The organism is Pseudomonas sp. AM8, from assembly GCF_036346475.1.
Classification (GTDB): Bacteria; Pseudomonadota; Gammaproteobacteria; order Pseudomonadales; family Pseudomonadaceae; genus Aquipseudomonas; species Aquipseudomonas marginalis.
This window is the reverse complement of sequence record NZ_JAOTNX010000009.1, coordinates 40,797-58,533: the sequence shown is the minus strand read 5'-3', so window position 1 is coordinate 58,533 and position 17,737 is coordinate 40,797. Positions and strand designations below refer to the sequence as shown.

Sequence of the window (17,737 nt, the reverse complement as noted above, 5' to 3'; positions counted from 1 at the left end):
ACAAACCCATGCCAAAACGTACAGACATAAAAAGCATCCTGATTCTCGGCGCTGGCCCGATCGTTATCGGCCAGGCCTGCGAATTCGACTACTCCGGCGCCCAGGCCTGTAAAGCCCTGCGCGAAGAGGGTTACCGCGTCATCCTGGTGAACTCCAACCCGGCCACCATCATGACCGATCCGGACATGGCCGACGCTACCTACATCGAGCCGATCAAGTGGCAGACGGTTGCCAAGATCATCGAGAAAGAGCGTCCGGACGCACTGCTGCCGACCATGGGCGGCCAGACTGCATTGAACTGCGCCCTGGACCTGGAGCGCGAAGGCGTCCTGGAAAAATTCGGCGTAGAGATGATCGGCGCCAACGCCGACACCATCGACAAGGCTGAAGACCGTTCGCGCTTCGACAAGGCCATGAAGTCCATCGGCCTTGACTGCCCGCGCTCCGGTATCGCCCATAGTATGGAGGAGGCCAACGCAGTTCTCGAAAAGCTGGGCTTCCCGTGCATTATCCGTCCGTCCTTCACCATGGGCGGCACCGGTGGTGGTATTGCCTACAACCGTGAAGAGTTCGAAGAAATCTGCGCCCGTGGCCTGGACCTGTCTCCGACCAAAGAGCTGCTGATCGACGAATCCCTGATTGGCTGGAAAGAGTATGAGATGGAGGTTGTCCGCGACAAAAAGGACAATTGCATCATCGTCTGCTCCATCGAAAACTTCGACCCGATGGGTGTGCACACCGGTGACTCGATCACCGTTGCTCCGGCGCAGACCCTGACGGACAAGGAATACCAGATCATGCGTAACGCCTCTTTGGCGGTATTGCGTGAGATCGGCGTTGAAACCGGTGGTTCCAACGTTCAGTTCGGCATCTGCCCGGACACCGGCCGCATGGTCGTGATCGAGATGAACCCGCGTGTATCGCGTTCTTCGGCGCTGGCATCGAAAGCGACCGGTTTCCCGATTGCGCGTATCGCCGCCAAGCTGGCTATCGGTTACACCCTGGACGAACTGCAAAACGAAATCACGGGCGGCGCTACGCCGGCGTCCTTCGAGCCGTCCATCGACTATGTCGTGACCAAGCTGCCACGCTTTGCCTTCGAGAAGTTCGCCAAGGCCGACGCGCGCCTGACCACCCAGATGAAGTCGGTGGGTGAGGTCATGGCTATCGGCCGGACCTTCCAGGAGTCCTTGCAGAAAGCCCTGCGTGGCCTGGAAGTGGGCGTTTGCGGCCTGGACGAGAAGCTCGACCTGAGCAATCCGGAAAGCATGAGCATCCTCAAGCGTGAGCTGACCGTACCGGGCGCCGAGCGTATCTGGTATGTGGCTGATGCCTTCCGCGCCGGCATGACTGTCGAAGACATCTTTGGCATGAACATGATCGATCCGTGGTTCCTGGTGCAGATCGAAGATCTGATCAAGGAAGAGGAGAAGGTCAAGACCCTGGGGCTGGCCAGCATCGACCGCGACATGATGTTCCGCCTCAAGCGCAAAGGCTTCTCCGACCAGCGCCTGGCCAAGCTGCTGGGTGTGACCGAGAAAAACCTGCGCACGCATCGCCACAAGCTGGAGATCTTCCCGGTCTACAAGCGCGTTGACACCTGTGCCGCCGAGTTCGCCACCGACACTGCGTACCTGTACTCCACCTACGAGGAAGAGTGCGAGGCCGCGCCGTCGGGCCGCGACAAGATTATCATCCTGGGCGGTGGTCCGAACCGTATCGGCCAGGGTATCGAATTCGACTATTGCTGCGTACACGCCGCCCTCGCGCTGCGCGAAGACGGGTACGAGACCATCATGGTCAACTGCAACCCGGAAACTGTTTCCACTGACTACGACACTTCCGACCGTCTGTACTTCGAGCCGGTAACGTTGGAAGACGTGTTGGAAATCTGTCGTGTCGAGAAACCAAAAGGTGTGATCGTCCAGTACGGCGGCCAAACCCCGCTGAAACTGGCGCGTGCCCTTGAGGCTGCCGGCGTGCCAATCATCGGCACCAGCCCAGACGCCATCGACCGTGCCGAAGATCGTGAGCGCTTCCAGCAAATGGTTGAGCGCCTGAACCTGCGCCAGCCGCCAAACGCTACCGTGCGCAGCGAAGACGAGGCCATCCGTGCAGCCAGCAAGATCGGCTACCCGCTGGTGGTGCGTCCGTCCTACGTACTGGGCGGCCGAGCCATGGAAATCGTCTACGAAGAAGAAGAGCTCAAGCGTTACCTGCGTGATGCGGTAAAAGTGTCCAACGACAGCCCGGTGCTTCTGGACCACTTCCTCAACTGCGCCATCGAAATGGACGTGGATGCAGTTTGCGACGGTACCGACGTGGTCATCGGCGCGATCATGCAGCACATCGAGCAGGCGGGCGTTCACTCCGGTGACTCCGCGTGCTCGCTGCCGCCGTACTCGTTGCCTGCACATATCCAGGATGAGATGCGCGAGCAGGTCAAGAAAATGGCCTTGGAGTTGGGTGTTGTCGGCCTGATGAACGTACAGTTGGCGCTGCAGGGCGAAGACATCTACGTCATTGAAGTCAACCCGCGTGCTTCGCGTACCGTGCCGTTCGTTTCCAAGTGCATCGGCGTGTCCCTGGCCATGATCGCTGCGCGTGTGATGGCTGGTAAGACCCTGAAGGAAATTGGCTTCACCAAGGAAATCATTCCGAACTTCTACAGTGTGAAAGAGGCAGTGTTCCCATTTGCCAAATTCCCTGGTGTGGACCCGATCCTGGGCCCGGAGATGAAGTCCACCGGTGAAGTGATGGGCGTGGGCGACACCTTCGGTGAAGCGTTCGCCAAGGCCCAGATGGGCGCCAGCGAAGTGCTGCCGACCGGCGGTACTGCGTTTATCAGTGTGCGTGATGATGACAAGCCGCTGGTTGCAGGCGTGGCCCGTGATCTGATCAACTTGGGTTTTGAAATCGTGGCAACTGCCGGGACCGCCAAGCTGATCGAAGCGGCCGGCTTGAAAGTGCGCCGCGTGAACAAGGTGACGGAAGGCCGTCCGCATGTGGTCGACATGATCAAGAATGATGAAGTCACGCTGATCATCAATACCACCGAAGGTCGCCAGTCGATCGCGGATTCCTACTCCATTCGCCGTAATGCCTTGCAGCACAAGATCTACTGCACCACCACTATTGCTGCTGGCGAAGCTATCTGCGAAGCGCTCAAGTTCGGTCCGGAAAAGACCGTGCGTCGCTTGCAGGATCTACACGCAGGATTGAAGGCATGATCAAATACCCAATGACCGTCCAGGGCGCCAAGGCCCTGGAAGAGGAGCACGCCCATCTGACCAAGGTCGTACGTCCAAAGCTGAGCCAGGACATCGGTACGGCCCGCGAGCTGGGTGACTTGAAGGAAAACGCCGAATACCACGCTGCTCGTGAGCAGCAGGGTATGGTCGAGGCGCGGATCCGTGACATCGAAGGCCGTATGCAGAATGCGGTGATCATCGACGTCACGACTATTCCGCACACTGGCAAGGTGATTTTCGGCACCACCGTGGAGATCGCCAACGTCGAGACTGACGAGAGCGTGGTCTACCACATCGTGGGAGAGGACGAGGCTGACTTCAAGCTCGGCAAGATCTCCGTCGGCTCACCACTGGCCCGTGCCTTGATCGCCAAGGAAGAGGGGGATGTGGTGTCTGTCAAAACGCCAGGCGGTGTGATCGAGTACGAGATTGTTGAAGTTCGTCACATCTGAAAGGCGGCGCCCGCTTCGTGCGGGCGCCATGCTTTGGCAGCTTGCCCAGATGCTTTGGGTGGGCGGCCTATGGTTGTTACATCTTGGTGTATTGCCGGTGCTGGGCGTGATTGGCCTGGCTCCGTTGCTGATCGATGAAATCGATGGATTACTGAGTGCGCTGCTGGTGGGTTTCGCGGCGGCGTGCGTAGCGCTTCAGGCGTTGGTGCTGGTCAAGGCTGAAGGCTTGGAGAGTCTGTGGCGGGATATTCGCGGCCAACTGCTGTTGATGGCGCTGTATGCGTGTGCAATGTATTGCATTGTGCATGTCTGGCTGCCGGAAGCGTTGCGCTGGCAGCTATTCAGCTATCTTGTGCTAGGGTTCTCCGGCCTGGTGCTGGTTATACAGCCTGCTCCGGGATGGAGTGGCGGGGCGCGCGAAGCACGCCCGTGACCCTTTGTATTACTTGAAGCGGTGTACGTTCGACAGTTGCTTGTTGACGCTGAAGTTCTTGCGATACAGCAGCGCCATCTTGCCGATGACCTGAACCAGGTCCGCCTTGCCAACCTTGCACAGTTCTGCAATGGCGGCCAGGCGTGCTTCGCGGTCAAGGATGTTGACCTTGATCTTGATCAGTTCGTGATCGCCCAGTGCGCGTTCAAGTTCGGCTAACACACCTTCAGTCAAACCGTTGTCTGCCACAATCAGAACTGGTTTCAGATGGTGGCCAATGGATTTGTACTGTTTCTTCTGCTCTTGAGTGAGCGGCATAATCTGACCCCTGCGTCTGATCTTGTAAAAAGCGGCGGCCAGTTTACCCGAGCGAGTCCGGGACCGCCCAGTTAATCACGACCCGTTTTATTTTCGAGGTGGCCCGTGGCCCGTTCCAAAACTAGCCTTAAGTGGCTGCAAGAGCATTTCAACGATCCTTACGTCAAAAAGGCGCAAAAGGATGGCTATCGTTCCCGGGCCAGCTACAAGCTGTTGGAGATCCAGGACAAGGACAAGTTGATTCGTCCAGGCATGAGCGTCATCGATCTTGGCGCGGCCCCCGGTGGCTGGTCCCAGGTGACCAGTCGTCTGATTGGTGGTCAAGGTCGCCTGATTGCTTCCGACATCCTGGAAATGGACAGCATCCCGGACGTGACCTTTGTTCATGGAGACTTTACCCAGGACACAGTGCTCGCCCAGATCCTTGAGGCTGTGGGAAATTCGCAGGTAGACCTTGTGATTTCCGACATGGCCCCCAATATGAGTGGGTTACCGGCCGTCGATATGCCACGAGCCATGTTCCTTTGCGAATTGGCGCTGGATTTGGCGGGTCGGGTGTTGCGTCCCGGTGGCGATTTCCTGGTGAAGGTGTTCCAGGGAGAGGGTTTCGACGAGTACCACAAGAACATCCGCAAGTTGTTCGACAAGGTGCAGACGCGTAAACCAGACTCTTCCCGGGACCGGTCCAGGGAGCAATACCTGCTGTGCCGCGGCTTCCGTGGCGTCGAAGGCGCGGCGAGTGAAGAGCGTTTTTGAGGAATTCGAGGAGGGCGATAGGTTTTTTTATATCGCTTTCGTCACGAAGCTTTACGAATATTGTGTAGTCAAAGTTTCACAAAGGGTTACAGACGGCGCCTGCCAGAGTTGTAGGTAATGTAGTAAGTTAGGCCGGTGAATATCATGCGAAGCGCGCGCCAGTAGCGGAGCTTGCTTCAGAGGGTAGTTAATTGAACGATATGGCAAAGAATCTGATCCTGTGGTTGATCATCGCGGCTGTCCTCGTGACGGTGATGAACAACTTCTCCAGCCCTAACGAGCCGCAGACCCTCAACTATTCCGACTTCATCCAGCAAGTTAAGGATGGCAAGGTCGAGCGCGTAGCGGTTGATGGCTACGTGATCACCGGCAAACGCAACGATGGCGATAGCTTCAAGACCATTCGTCCGGCAATTCAGGACAACGGTCTGATCGGCGACCTGGTGGATAACCACGTGGTTGTCGAAGGCAAGCAGCCTGAGCAGCAGAGCATCTGGACTCAACTCCTGGTGGCAAGCTTCCCGATCCTGGTGATCATTGCCGTGTTCATGTTCTTCATGCGCCAGATGCAAGGCGGTGCGGGAGGCAAGGGCGGGCCGATGAGCTTCGGCAAGAGCAAGGCGCGCCTGCTCTCTGAAGATCAGGTGAAGACCACCCTGGCTGACGTAGCGGGTTGCGACGAAGCCAAGGAAGAAGTCGGCGAGTTGGTTGAGTTCTTGCGCGATCCAGGCAAATTCCAGCGCCTGGGTGGCCGTATTCCTCGCGGCGTGCTGATGGTCGGCCCTCCAGGTACCGGTAAAACCTTGCTGGCCAAGGCCATTGCCGGCGAAGCCAAGGTACCGTTCTTCACCATTTCCGGTTCTGACTTTGTTGAAATGTTCGTCGGTGTCGGTGCGAGCCGCGTTCGCGACATGTTCGAACAGGCCAAGAAGCATGCGCCATGCATCATCTTCATCGATGAAATCGACGCCGTTGGTCGCCATCGTGGTGCTGGCATGGGCGGTGGTCATGATGAGCGTGAGCAAACCCTCAACCAGTTGCTGGTCGAGATGGATGGTTTCGAGATGAATGACGGCATCATCGTCATCGCGGCAACCAACCGTCCGGACGTGCTGGATCCTGCGCTGTTGCGTCCAGGCCGCTTTGACCGCCAGGTGGTGGTTGGCCTGCCGGACATCCGTGGGCGCGAACAAATCCTGAAAGTGCACATGCGCAAAGTGCCAATGGGCGACGACGTTGCACCGGCTGTGATTGCCCGTGGTACCCCGGGGTTCTCGGGTGCTGACCTGGCTAACCTGGTGAACGAGGCTTCGCTGTTTGCAGCCCGTACCGGCAAGCGCATCGTTGAAATGAAAGAGTTCGAGCTGGCGAAAGACAAGATCATGATGGGCGCTGAGCGTAAATCCATGGTCATGTCCGAAAAAGAGAAGCAGAACACTGCTTACCACGAAGCCGGCCACGCTATTGTGGGGCGTGTCGTGCCTGAGCATGACCCGGTCTACAAAGTGTCGATCATTCCTCGTGGTCGTGCGTTGGGTGTCACCATGTTCCTGCCGGAAGAGGATCGTTATAGCCTCTCCAAGCGTGCGCTGATCAGCCAGATCTGCTCGCTGTACGGCGGTCGAATTGCTGAAGAAATGACCTTGGGCTTCGACGGCGTGACCACTGGGGCTTCCAACGACATCATGCGCGCCAGCCAGATTGCGCGGAACATGGTGACCAAGTGGGGTTTGTCGGAAAAACTCGGTCCTTTGATGTACGCCGAGGAAGAAGGTGAAGTATTCCTGGGGCGTGGCGGCGGCGGTCAAAACGCCAGTTTCTCTGGTGAGACAGCCAAGCTGATCGATTCTGAGGTGCGCAGTATCATTGACCAGTGCTATGGCACGGCCAAGCAGATCCTGACCGATAATCGCGACAAGCTTGATGCAATGGCTGATGCATTGATGAAGTACGAGACCATCGATGCAGACCAGATCGACGACATTATGGCCGGTCGGGCGCCTCGTGAGCCTCGTGATTGGGAAGGTGGTTCGGGTACTTCGGGCACCCCGCCAGTGGTTCAGAACGAACGTCCTGAAACCCCAATCGGTGGCCCGGCAGCTGACCATTAAGGTTTGAAATGACTTTTGCTTCGTCCTCCCCCCGGTTGCCTTGCGGCAACCGGGTTCTTGATTTGGCCCATACGCATGTCATGGGCATTCTTAATGTAACCCCTGACTCCTTTTCCGATGGTGGCCGCTTCAGCCAGCTTGATGCTGCATTGCGCCACGCAGAAGCCATGGTGGCGGCTGGCGCGACCTTGATTGATGTGGGCGGTGAATCGACTCGGCCTGGTGCTCGCGCAGTTTCTCCTTTGGAGGAGTTGGAGCGCGTGGCGCCGATTGTCGAGCGCATCGCTCGAGAGTTGGATGTGATCATTTCGGTTGATACCTCCACCCCGGCCGTGATGCGTGAGACTGCGCGATTAGGTGCCGGCTTGATCAACGATGTGCGGTCCCTGCGGCGCGACGGTGCCCTGGATGCAGCCGCAGCTACCGGTTTGCCGGTGTGTTTGATGCATATGCTGGGTGAGCCCGGCAATATGCAGGACAGCCCGCACTATGATGACCTGGTTGGTGAAGTGAGTGGTTTTCTCTCCGAGCGCGTTGCCCAGTGCGTCGCGGTAGGTATTGCGCCGGAAAAGATCATCCTTGATCCGGGGTTTGGTTTCGCCAAGACCCTGCAACACAATTTGAGTTTGTTCAAGCACATGGAGTCCTTGCACGCCCTTGGTCGGCCCCTGTTGGTCGGTGTTTCGCGCAAGAGCATGATAGGGCTGGCATTGAGCCGTCCGGTGGGTGAGCGGTTGTACGGCGGTCTTGCACTGGCGGCGCTCGCGGTGACCAAGGGTGCGCGCATCTTGCGTGTGCATGACGTTGCTGAGACCGTGGATGTGGTACGCATGATTGCAGCTGTGGAATCAGCCGAATAAGAATGATGGAGCACTTATGACTAAAAAATACTTTGGCACCGACGGTATCCGTGGTCGGGTCGGCGAGTTTCCGATTACTCCTGATTTCATGCTCAAGCTTGGATGGGCGGCGGGTATGGCGTTCCGCAGCATGGGGGCGTGTCGCATCCTGGTGGGCAAGGACACCCGGATTTCGGGGTACATGTTTGAATCAGCGCTTGAGGCCGGCTTATCCGCCGCAGGCGCCGATGTGATGTTGCTGGGGCCAATGCCGACGCCCGCGATTGCATACCTGACGCGTACCTTTCACGCTGAGGCCGGTATTGTGATCAGTGCTTCGCACAATCCACACGACGACAACGGCATCAAGTTCTTCTCCGGCCAGGGCACCAAGTTGCCGGATGAGATTGAGCTGATGATCGAAGAATTGTTGGATGCGCCGATGACCGTGGTCGAGTCCAGCAAGCTGGGCAAGGTGTCACGTATCAATGACGCGTCCGGTCGTTATATCGAGTTCTGCAAGAGCAGTGTGCCAACCAGCACCAATTTTGCCGGCCTGAAGATTGTTGTCGACTGCGCCCATGGTGCGACCTACAAAGTCGCGCCAAGCGTATTCAAGGAGTTGGGCGCAGACGTGACAGTGCTGTCGGCTCAGCCCAACGGATTGAACATCAACGAAAACTGCGGCTCCACCCATATGGAGCAGTTGCAAGCCGCTGTCCTGGCCGAGCATGCCGACCTCGGGATTGCCTTCGACGGTGACGGCGACCGTGTGCTGATGGTCGACCACACGGGTGCCGTGGTCGATGGCGATGATCTGTTGTTCATCATTGCCCGCGACCTGCATGAGCGTAACAAGCTGCAAGGCGGTGTCGTCGGTACGCTGATGAGCAACCTGGGGCTTGAGCTGGCGTTGGCAGACCTGGGTATTCCTTTTGTTCGCGCCAACGTCGGTGACCGGTATGTGATCGCCGAGCTGCTGGAGCGTAACTGGCAGGTAGGTGGTGAGAACTCCGGGCACGTGGTGTGCTTCCAGCACACCACCACCGGTGACGCGATTATTGCGGCGTTGCAGGTGCTATTGGCTTTGCGTCGCCGCGAAGAGAGCCTGGCCCAGGCGCGTCAGGCTTTGCGCAAATGCCCGCAAGTATTGCTGAACGTGCGTTTCGCAGGTGGGGAAAACCCGATCGAGCACCCTGCTGTCAAAGAGGCTTGCGAGCGCGCGACCCTGGCAATGGCTGGTCGTGGACGGGTATTGCTACGCAAGTCCGGCACAGAGCCTTTGGTGCGCGTCATGGTCGAAGGTGACGACGAAATACAGGTTCGCGGCCATGCCGAAGACCTGGCAAAACTGGTAACTGAAGTTTGCGCCTGAATTCGGCTTGCCAGTGATGATGTGGTTGGGTAACATCTGCGCCCACTTTGACCGACGAGGTACAGCATGCGTCGCACTATGGTAGCTGGTAACTGGAAGATGCACGGTACCCGCGCCAGTGTCGCTGAGCTGATCAATGGCCTTCGTCACTTGGCCTTGCCTAGCGGTGTTGATATCGCGGTGTTCCCGCCTTGCTTGCATATCACCCAAGTGGTGGATGGCTTGAAAGGTAAGTCGATTCAGGTCGGCGCGCAGAACTCCGCGGTGGAAGCCATGCAAGGTGCGTTGACCGGTGAGATTGCACCGAGTCAGCTGGTTGATGCGGGTTGTTCCTATGTGCTTGTCGGGCACTCCGAGCGCCGTCAGATGATGGGCGAGCGTGATGGGACACTCAATCGCAAGTTCGCAGCAGCGCAGGCTTGTGGCTTGATTCCGGTGTTGTGTATTGGGGAGACCCTTGAGCAGCGTGAATCGGGCAAGACTCTTGAGGTTGTCTCGCGTCAGCTTGGCAGCATCATCGAGGAGCTGGGTGTTGGTGCGTTCGCAAAGGCGGTAATTGCTTACGAGCCGGTCTGGGCCATTGGCACCGGGCTGACTGCTACACCGCAACAGGCGCAGGATGTGCACGCAGCCATCCGTGCTCAGTTAGCGGCAGAGAATTCTGAAGTCGCACAAGGTGTGCGGCTTCTATACGGCGGCAGCGTGAAGGCGGCCAATGCGGTCGAACTGTTCGGCATGCCGGATATCGATGGGGGGCTCATTGGTGGAGCTTCCCTGAATGCAGATGAGTTCGGTGCGATTTGTCGCGCCGCGGGAAACTGAAAAAATGCTGGAAACAGTCGTAGTCGTTTTTCATCTGTTGGCTGCCTTGGGCGTAGTTGCCCTGGTTTTGTTGCAACAGGGTAAAGGTGCGGATGCTGGTGCGTCTTTCGGTGCAGGTGCTTCAAATACTGTGTTCGGAAGCCAAGGTTCCTCTACCTTTCTTAGTAAGTTTACTGCTATACTTGCCGCCGGTTTCTTCATAACCAGCTTAGGGTTAGGTTACTTTGCTAAAGAGAAAGCTCATGTGCTGACTCAAGTAGGTTTGCCAAACCCAGCAGTGTTGGAAGTGCCAAAAGCAAAACCGGCTTCTGATGATGTCCCGGTGCTTCAAGAGCAAAAGTCGGCTACTCCAGCGACTGACGTACCTCCAGCTCAAGAGCAGAAGTAAGAAGGGTTGTAAGCGCTGTATTGCCGAGGTGGTGGAATTGGTAGACACGCAACCTTGAGGTGGTTGTGCCCATAGGGTGTAGGGGTTCGAGTCCCCTTCTCGGTACCAATTATCAGGAGAGCCCGCTGTTGCGGGCTTTCTTGTAGGTGGAAGGTTACATTGACCCTGTAAGGGATCGGTCGTATACTTCCGCCCCAGCTTTGTCGCGGGGTGGAGCAGTCTGGTAGCTCGTCGGGCTCATAACCCGAAGGTCGTCGGTTCAAATCCGGCCCCCGCAACCAGTTTTAGCGGAGCCCCTTTTAAGGGGCTTTTTGTTAGCTGGACACTTTCAACGCCGCTGTTCGACGGCGTTTCAAGGATGGGCGTTTCGCCCATTTTTTTATTTTGCACAGCATGCACATACATGCACGAGGGGGTTCAGGTGTCGAGCAAGCTAGAAGAGTTGCAGGCCTTGTTGGCCCCGGTGGTCGTGGCCCTAGGCTATGAATGCTGGGGTATTGAGTTTTCGGCTCAAGGTCGCCACTCAATGTTGCGCGTTTATATCGATAAAGAGGGCGGCGTGCTGGTGGACGATTGTGCCATTGTCAGCCGTCAGATCAGCGGTGTTCTGGATGTTGAAGATCCTATCTCCGTTGAATACACCCTCGAAGTTTCCTCGCCAGGCATGGAACGCCCACTGTTCACTATTGATCAGTTTGCAAAATTTGCCGGTGAACAAGTGAAGATCAAGCTGCGATCCCCGTTCGAAGGGCGTCGCAACTTTCAGGGCCTTCTGCGCGGTGTAGAAGAACAGGATGTCGTGGTGCAGGTAGAAGACCATGAGTTCCTGTTGCCGATCGATATGATCGACAAGGCCAACATTATTCCCAGTTTTGACTGAGACGCGGATCCCGCGGATCCAATGGCTTGCGAAAGGCGAGGCGTACGATGAGCAAAGAAGTACTGCTGGTTGTTGAGTCGGTATCCAATGAAAAGGGCGTACCGGCAAACGTGATTTTTGAAGCGCTGGAGCTGGCCCTGGCCACTGCTACCAAAAAGCGTTTTGAAGACGAAGTTGATCTGCGTGTGGAAATCAACCGCCACACCGGTGCCTATGAGACTTTCCGTCGCTGGACGGTCGTCGAAGAAGCCGATCTTGATGATCCGGCCATCGAAACCTGGCCAAGCAAGGTTGCTGAAACGCACCCAGGCGCCCAGGTCGGTGATGTCGTTGAAGAAAAGATCGAGTCCATCGAGTTCGGCCGCATTGCTGCACAGACCGCCAAGCAGGTCATTGTGCAGAAGGTTCGCGAAGCCGAGCGCGCTCAAGTCGTTGATGCCTATCGCGAGCGCCTGGGTGAAATCATCTCCGGCACCGTGAAAAAAGTTACCCGCGACAATGTGATCGTCGACCTGGGCAACAACGCTGAAGCGTTGCTGGCCCGCGAAGACATCATCTCCCGCGAAACCTTCCGTGTTGGCGTGCGTTTGCGTGCGCTGCTCAAGGAAATCCGCACCGAGAACCGTGGCCCTCAGTTGATCCTGTCGCGCACTGCGCCGGAAATGCTGATTGAGCTGTTCCGTATCGAGGTGCCGGAAATTGCCGAAGGCCTGATCGAAGTCATGGCTGCGTCCCGCGACCCGGGTTCGCGTGCCAAGATCGCGGTCCGCTCCAAGGACAAACGCATCGACCCGCAAGGCGCTTGCATTGGTATGCGCGGTTCGCGCGTCCAGGCAGTGTCGGGCGAATTGGGTGGTGAGCGTGTGGACATCGTCCTCTGGGACGACAACCCGGCGCAGTTCGTGATCAACGCCATGTCGCCGGCTGAAGTGGCGGCAATTATCGTTGACGAGGATGCCCATGCAATGGACATCGCCGTTGGCGCAGACAATCTGGCCCAGGCCATTGGTCGTGGTGGTCAGAACGTGCGTCTGGCCAGCCAGTTGACCGGCTGGACCCTGAACGTGATGACCGAATCGGACATCCAGGCTAAGCAGCAAGCTGAAACCGGTGACATCCTGCGCAACTTCATCGACGAGTTGGAAGTCGACGAAGACCTGGCGCAGGTGCTGGTAGATGAAGGCTTCACCAGCCTGGAAGAGATTGCCTACGTACCGTTGGAAGAAATGCTCAACATCGACGGCTTTGACGAAGACACCGTCAACGAGCTTCGCGCTCGGGCCAAGGATCGTTTGTTGACTAAAGCCATCGCTACTGAGGAAAAGCTGGCAGACGCCCATCCGGCCGAAGACCTGCTCTCGCTTGAGGGTATGGACAAGGATTTGGCGATGGAACTGGCGGTGCGCGGCGTAATTACCCGCGAAGACCTGGCCGAGCAGTCTATTGACGATCTGCTCGACATCGACGGCATTGACGATGATCGTGCCGGCAAGTTGATCATGGCCGCCCGAGCCCATTGGTTCGAGTAATTAGGCGCGGCCTGAGGAGAGAAGTGCATGACGCAAGTCACGGTGAAACAACTGGCCGATGAGGTCAAAACACCGGTAGAGCGCCTGTTGCAGCAGATGCGTGAGGCAGGTCTGCCGCACACCGCCGCCGAGGAACATGTGAGCGACAGTGAGAAGCAATCGTTGCTGACTCACTTGAAAAGCAGCCACAAGGCGAAAGTGGAAGAACCGCGCAAGATTACATTGCAGCGCAAAACAACCAGCACCCTGCGGGTGGCTGGTAGCAAGAGCATCAGCGTTGAAGTGCGTAAGAAGAAAGTCTTCGTACAGCGCAGCCCGGAAGAAATCGAAGCCGAGCGCAAACGCGAGATGGACGAACGTCGCGCAGTAGAAAATGCTGCACGCCAGAAGGCTGAAGAAGAAGCCAAGCGTCGCGCCGAAGAAGAAGCGCGTAGCCAGCCTGCTGCTGCGCAATCCGCTACTGACGCAGTCGCTGCACCTAGCGCGCCTGTTGAAACTGTGCGTGAGGCCGCTCCGCTTGCCGCTGCTCCAGCACCTGCTGCTGACGCTCGCAAGCGCGACGAACCTCGTCGTCCGGACAAACCACGTGCCGACGATAACAATCGTCGCAGTGGTGGTGGCGATGGCGAGCGTAAAAACGCTCCGCATCGTGCCTCGGTCAAAGAGAAAGCGCCTGCTCCACGCGTTGCGCCACGCACTACCGACGAAGAAAGCGATGGCTTCCGTCGTGGTGGTCGCGGCAAGGCCAAGCTGAAGAAACGCAACGCCCACGGTTTCCAGAGCCCAACCGGGCCTGTCGTGCGTGATGTGCAGATCGGCGAGACCATCACGGTTGGCGATCTGGCCAATCAGATGTCGGTCAAGGCTGCTGAAATCATCAAGTTCATGTTCAAACTGGGTACTCCAGCGACCATCAACCAGGTGCTTGATCAGGAAACTGCTCAACTGGTAGCCGAAGAACTGGGCCACAAAGTGACCCTGGTCAGCGACACCGCCCTGGAAGACTCCCTGGCCGAGTCCCTGAAGTTTGAAGGCGAGACCTTCTCCCGTGCACCAGTCGTGACCGTAATGGGCCACGTTGACCACGGTAAGACCTCGCTGCTCGACTACATCCGTCGTGCCAAGGTAGCTGCCGGCGAAGCCGGTGGTATCACCCAGCACATCGGTGCATACCACGTTGAAACCGAGCGCGGCATGGTCACCTTCCTTGACACCCCAGGTCACGCCGCGTTTACCGCAATGCGTGCCCGTGGTGCCAAGGCGACCGACATCGTGATCCTGGTAGTTGCAGCGGACGACGGCGTAATGCCGCAGACCATTGAAGCTGTCCAGCACGCCAAGGCCGCTGGTGTTCCACTGGTTGTTGCCGTGAACAAAATCGACAAGCCGGGCGCCGATCTCGATCGCATCCGTAGCGAACTGTCGGTTCACGGTGTGACTTCCGAGGAGTGGGGCGGTGATACGCCGTTCGTTTCGGTTTCGGCGAAAGTCGGTACTGGCGTAGACGAGCTGCTCGAAGCGGTCCTGCTGCAAGCCGAAGTCCTGGAACTCAAAGCAACGCCATCGGCCCCGGGTCGTGGTGTTGTAGTTGAATCGCGTCTCGACAAGGGTCGTGGCCCGGTTGCTACCGTTCTGGTTCAAGACGGTACCCTGCGCCAAGGCGACATGGTGCTGGTCGGTTCGAACTATGGCCGTGTACGTGCCATGCTCGACGAGAACGGCAAGCCAATCAAGGAAGCGGGTCCATCCATCCCTGTCGAGATCCTCGGCCTGGACGGTACCCCGGACGCTGGCGACGAGATGAGCGTGCTGTCGGACGAGAAGAAAGCCCGTGAAGTGGCTCTGTTCCGTCAAGGCAAGTTCCGCGAAGTCAAGCTGGCCCGTGCTCACGCCGGCAAGCTGGAAAACATCTTCGAGAACATGGGCCAGGCAGAGAAGAAGACGCTTAATATCGTCCTCAAATCTGACGTCCGTGGTTCCCTCGAAGCGTTGAACGGCGCCTTGAACGGCCTGGGTAACGACGAAGTGCAAGTGCGTGTTGTGGGTGGCGGTGTCGGTGGTATTACCGAGTCCGACGCCAACCTGGCACTGGCTTCCAACGCTGTACTGTTCGGCTTCAACGTGCGTGCCGATGCTGGCGCTCGCAAGATCGTCGAGCAGGAAGGCCTGGACATGCGTTACTACAACGTCATCTACGACATCATCGAAGACGTCAAGAAGGCCCTCACCGGCATGCTTGGCAGTGACGTCCGGGAGAACATCCTGGGTGTCGCCGAGGTTCGTGACGTGTTCCGCTCGCCGAAATTCGGTGCGATCGCCGGTTGCATGGTTATCGAAGGTACCGTGTACCGTAACCGTCCAATTCGTGTACTGCGTGAAGACATCGTTATCTTCGAAGGCGAGCTGGAATCCCTGCGCCGCTTCAAGGATGACGCTTCCGAAGTGCGTGCCGGCATGGAATGCGGTATTGGCGTCAAGAGCTACAACGACGTCAAGGCTGGCGACAAGATCGAAGTCTACGAGAAGGTTCAGGTTGCTCGCAGCCTCTAACTCGCGCACTTCAGGAGCCACGCCGCGTGTGGGCATGCAAATGCCCCGCGCAGCGTGCGGACTCTAAACGCAACGCCCGGTCTGGCTTTTGTCAGGCCGGGCGTTTGCCGCTTTCAGACCCCACGGGTTTCACCGTGTGGCAGTAACAGGTAACAAGACATGGCAAAAGAATACAGCCGTACCCAACGTATCGGCGATCAGATGCAGCGTGAGCTGGCCCAACTGATCCGTCGCGAAGTCAAAGACCCGCGTGTTGGCCTGGTCACCATCACCGCTGTAGAAGTGAGCCGTGACGTCGGTCACGCGAAGATCTTCATCACCGTGATGGGCCAGGACAACAGCGAAGAGATCGCGCAAAGCATCAAGGTGCTCAACTCCGCCGCAGGTTTTTTGCGGATGCAGTTGGCCCGTGAGATGAAGCTGCGCAGCGTGCCCCAGTTGCACTTCCACTACGACGAAAGCGTCGTGCGTGGTGCGCACCTGTCGGCCCTGATCGAGCGCGCCGTGGCTGAAGACAATCAGCATCCGTCCACACCTGAAGACGCCAAGGAGTAAGCGGTGGCTCAGGTCAAACGTATCCGTCGTAACGTCAGCGGCATCATCCTGCTCGACAAACCCATTGGCTTTACCTCCAATGCCGCGTTGCAGAAGGTCCGCTGGCTGCTCAATGCCGAGAAGGCCGGGCACACGGGCAGTCTCGATCCCTTGGCTACTGGCGTACTGCCGTTGTGCTTTGGCGAGGCCACCAAGTTCTCGCAATACCTGCTCGATTCCGACAAGGGTTACGAAACCCTGATGCAACTGGGCAAGACCACCACCACGGCAGACGCCGAAGGTGATGTTTTGCAGGTTCGCGACGTGACCGTTGGTCGTGCTGATATCGAAGCTGCTTTACCTGCTTTTCGTGGGCAAATCAGTCAGATACCGCCGATGTACTCGGCTCTCAAGCGTGACGGGCAGCCTCTTTACAAGCTGGCACGTGCGGGCGAAGTAGTGGAGCGCGAACCGCGTTCTGTTACTATTGCGCGCTTGGAATTGCTCGCCTGTGAAGGTGACACCGCACGCTTGGCCGTAGACTGCAGCAAAGGCACTTATATCCGTACCCTGGTGGAAGATATTGGTGAACAGCTCGGTTGCGGCGCGTATGTAGCTGAACTGCGACGCACCCAGGCTGGCCCTTTCACCCTGGCCCAGACGGTCACGCTGGAAGAGTTGGAAGCCGTGCATGCCGAGGGCGGCAACGAAGCAGTTGATCGCTTCCTGATGCCATCGGACAGCGGTTTGCTGGATTGGCCATTGCTGCACTTTTCGGAACACAGCGCGTTCTACTGGCTTAACGGCCAGCCGGTACGCGCCCCGGATGCCCCGAAGTTCGGCATGGTGCGGGTACAGGATCATAACGGTCGCTTTATCGGTATCGGTGAAGTGAGCGAAGACGGGCGCATCGCGCCACGTCGACTGATTCGGTCAGAATGACCGAACGAGTGTGGCTGTTAACAGGCACGGTCAACACTCATTTTTAGATACAGGGATTTGTCCCTGGCCTGTTGAAACTGCCCTTTGGGTGGTTTCCTGAAAAAAGGATTGCCTCATGGCTCTCGACGTTCAAGAAAAAGCACAAATCGTAGCTGACTACCAGCAAGCTGTTGGTGACACTGGTTCGCCAGAAGTGCAAGTTGCACTGCTGACCCACAACATCAACAAGCTGCAAGGTCACTTCAAGGCCAACGGTAAAGATCACCACTCCCGTCGTGGTCTGATCCGCATGGTAAACCAGCGCCGTAAGCTGCTGGACTACCTGAAAGGCAAGGATCTGGGTCGTTATCAGGCTCTGATCGGTCGCCTGGGTCTGCGTCGCTAATCAGCGATTGCGCTAGAGGTTGGTTGTCTGCCGTGTGTCAGTGGGATTCCCGCTGGCCCATGGTAGGCTCCCAGCCTCAAGTTTTATCTGGATACACGTTTTACCCCTGGACAAGGGTTGGGCCGATTCCCGACATTGCCCAAGAATTTCGCAAGAAGACAAGTTCCCCAAG

Annotated in this window: 16 protein-coding genes and 2 tRNA genes; 17 read left to right on the top strand and 1 reads right to left on the bottom strand. The window is 57.5% G+C overall.

Annotated elements, in window-relative coordinates:
* The first annotated feature begins 8 nt into the window (after positions 1-8).
* Genes carB through V3W40_RS21000 form a run of 3 tightly spaced genes read left to right on the top strand, consistent with a single transcriptional unit; the run spans position 9 to position 4,136 of the window.
* Positions 9-3,230 carry a carbamoyl-phosphate synthase large subunit gene (carB, locus tag V3W40_RS21010; protein WP_027605362.1) on the top strand — a complete coding sequence of 1,074 codons (3,222 nt, stop codon included), beginning with the start codon at positions 9-11 and terminating at the stop codon, positions 3,228-3,230.
* A complete protein-coding gene (gene greA / locus V3W40_RS21005; RefSeq protein ID WP_053137809.1) occupies positions 3,227-3,703 on the top strand; it encodes a transcription elongation factor GreA in 477 nt (158 codons plus the stop codon). Before carB ends, greA begins: the two co-directional genes overlap by 4 nt.
* A 28-nt stretch (positions 3,704-3,731) precedes the next feature.
* Positions 3,732-4,136, top strand: a complete 405-nt coding sequence (locus V3W40_RS21000; protein WP_027605364.1) for a hypothetical protein — start codon at positions 3,732-3,734, stop codon at positions 4,134-4,136.
* 9 nt (positions 4,137-4,145) lie between these two features.
* On the opposite strand, the gene V3W40_RS20995 is transcribed toward V3W40_RS21000, so the two are convergent.
* On the bottom strand, positions 4,146-4,454 hold the full coding sequence (locus tag V3W40_RS20995) for a YhbY family RNA-binding protein (protein ID WP_017139256.1): 309 nt from the start codon (positions 4,452-4,454) through the stop codon (positions 4,146-4,148).
* Between the two features lie 105 nt (positions 4,455-4,559).
* Between V3W40_RS20995 and rlmE the strand changes: the two genes are divergently transcribed.
* The 14 genes from rlmE (at position 4,560) to rpsO (ending at position 17,565) form a co-directional block, all read left to right on the top strand.
* The gene (rlmE, locus tag V3W40_RS20990) at positions 4,560-5,210 is read left to right on the top strand and encodes a 23S rRNA (uridine(2552)-2'-O)-methyltransferase RlmE (RefSeq protein WP_015885924.1); all 651 of its coding nucleotides are present in this window, start codon (positions 4,560-4,562) and stop codon (positions 5,208-5,210) included.
* A 200-nt stretch (positions 5,211-5,410) separates the two neighbouring features.
* Positions 5,411-7,321, top strand: coding sequence for an ATP-dependent zinc metalloprotease FtsH (gene ftsH / locus V3W40_RS20985; protein WP_027605365.1), 1,911 nt, complete (start codon positions 5,411-5,413; stop codon positions 7,319-7,321).
* Positions 7,322-7,329: 8 nt separating this feature from the next.
* Entirely contained in the window at positions 7,330-8,181 is an 852-nt protein-coding gene (gene folP, locus V3W40_RS20980) for a dihydropteroate synthase (protein ID WP_074847627.1), read from the top strand.
* 16 nt (positions 8,182-8,197) lie between these two features.
* Positions 8,198-9,535 (top strand): phosphoglucosamine mutase, encoded by a 1,338-nt coding sequence (glmM, locus tag V3W40_RS20975; RefSeq protein WP_053137798.1) that lies wholly within the window; start codon positions 8,198-8,200, stop codon positions 9,533-9,535.
* A 66-nt stretch (positions 9,536-9,601) separates the two neighbouring features.
* Positions 9,602-10,357, top strand: a complete 756-nt coding sequence (gene tpiA / locus V3W40_RS20970) for a triose-phosphate isomerase (protein ID WP_015885920.1) — start codon at positions 9,602-9,604, stop codon at positions 10,355-10,357.
* 4 nt (positions 10,358-10,361) lie between these two features.
* Entirely contained in the window at positions 10,362-10,745 is a 384-nt protein-coding gene (secG, locus tag V3W40_RS20965; RefSeq protein ID WP_010206600.1) for a preprotein translocase subunit SecG, read from the top strand.
* A 22-nt stretch (positions 10,746-10,767) separates the two neighbouring features.
* Positions 10,768-10,853: transfer RNA gene (locus V3W40_RS20960), tRNA-Leu, on the top strand.
* Positions 10,854-10,949: 96 nt separating this feature from the next.
* Positions 10,950-11,026: transfer RNA gene (locus V3W40_RS20955), tRNA-Met, on the top strand.
* Positions 11,027-11,166: 140 nt separating this feature from the next.
* Positions 11,167-11,625, top strand: coding sequence for a ribosome maturation factor RimP (rimP, locus tag V3W40_RS20950; protein WP_003235029.1), 459 nt, complete (start codon positions 11,167-11,169; stop codon positions 11,623-11,625).
* Positions 11,626-11,672: 47 nt separating this feature from the next.
* Positions 11,673-13,154 carry a transcription termination factor NusA gene (nusA, locus tag V3W40_RS20945; RefSeq protein ID WP_003212187.1) on the top strand — a complete coding sequence of 494 codons (1,482 nt, stop codon included), beginning with the start codon at positions 11,673-11,675 and terminating at the stop codon, positions 13,152-13,154.
* A 27-nt stretch (positions 13,155-13,181) separates the two neighbouring features.
* Positions 13,182-15,704, top strand: a complete 2,523-nt coding sequence (gene infB, locus V3W40_RS20940) for a translation initiation factor IF-2 (protein ID WP_330215579.1) — start codon at positions 13,182-13,184, stop codon at positions 15,702-15,704.
* Positions 15,705-15,863: 159 nt separating this feature from the next.
* Positions 15,864-16,259 (top strand): 30S ribosome-binding factor RbfA, encoded by a 396-nt coding sequence (rbfA, locus tag V3W40_RS20935; protein ID WP_029298974.1) that lies wholly within the window; start codon positions 15,864-15,866, stop codon positions 16,257-16,259.
* A 3-nt stretch (positions 16,260-16,262) separates the two neighbouring features.
* Positions 16,263-17,180, top strand: a complete 918-nt coding sequence (truB, locus tag V3W40_RS20930; RefSeq protein WP_003176136.1) for a tRNA pseudouridine(55) synthase TruB — start codon at positions 16,263-16,265, stop codon at positions 17,178-17,180.
* A 115-nt stretch (positions 17,181-17,295) separates the two neighbouring features.
* Positions 17,296-17,565 (top strand): 30S ribosomal protein S15, encoded by a 270-nt coding sequence (rpsO, locus tag V3W40_RS20925; RefSeq protein WP_003176135.1) that lies wholly within the window; start codon positions 17,296-17,298, stop codon positions 17,563-17,565.
* The last annotated feature ends 172 nt before the right edge of the window (positions 17,566-17,737 follow it).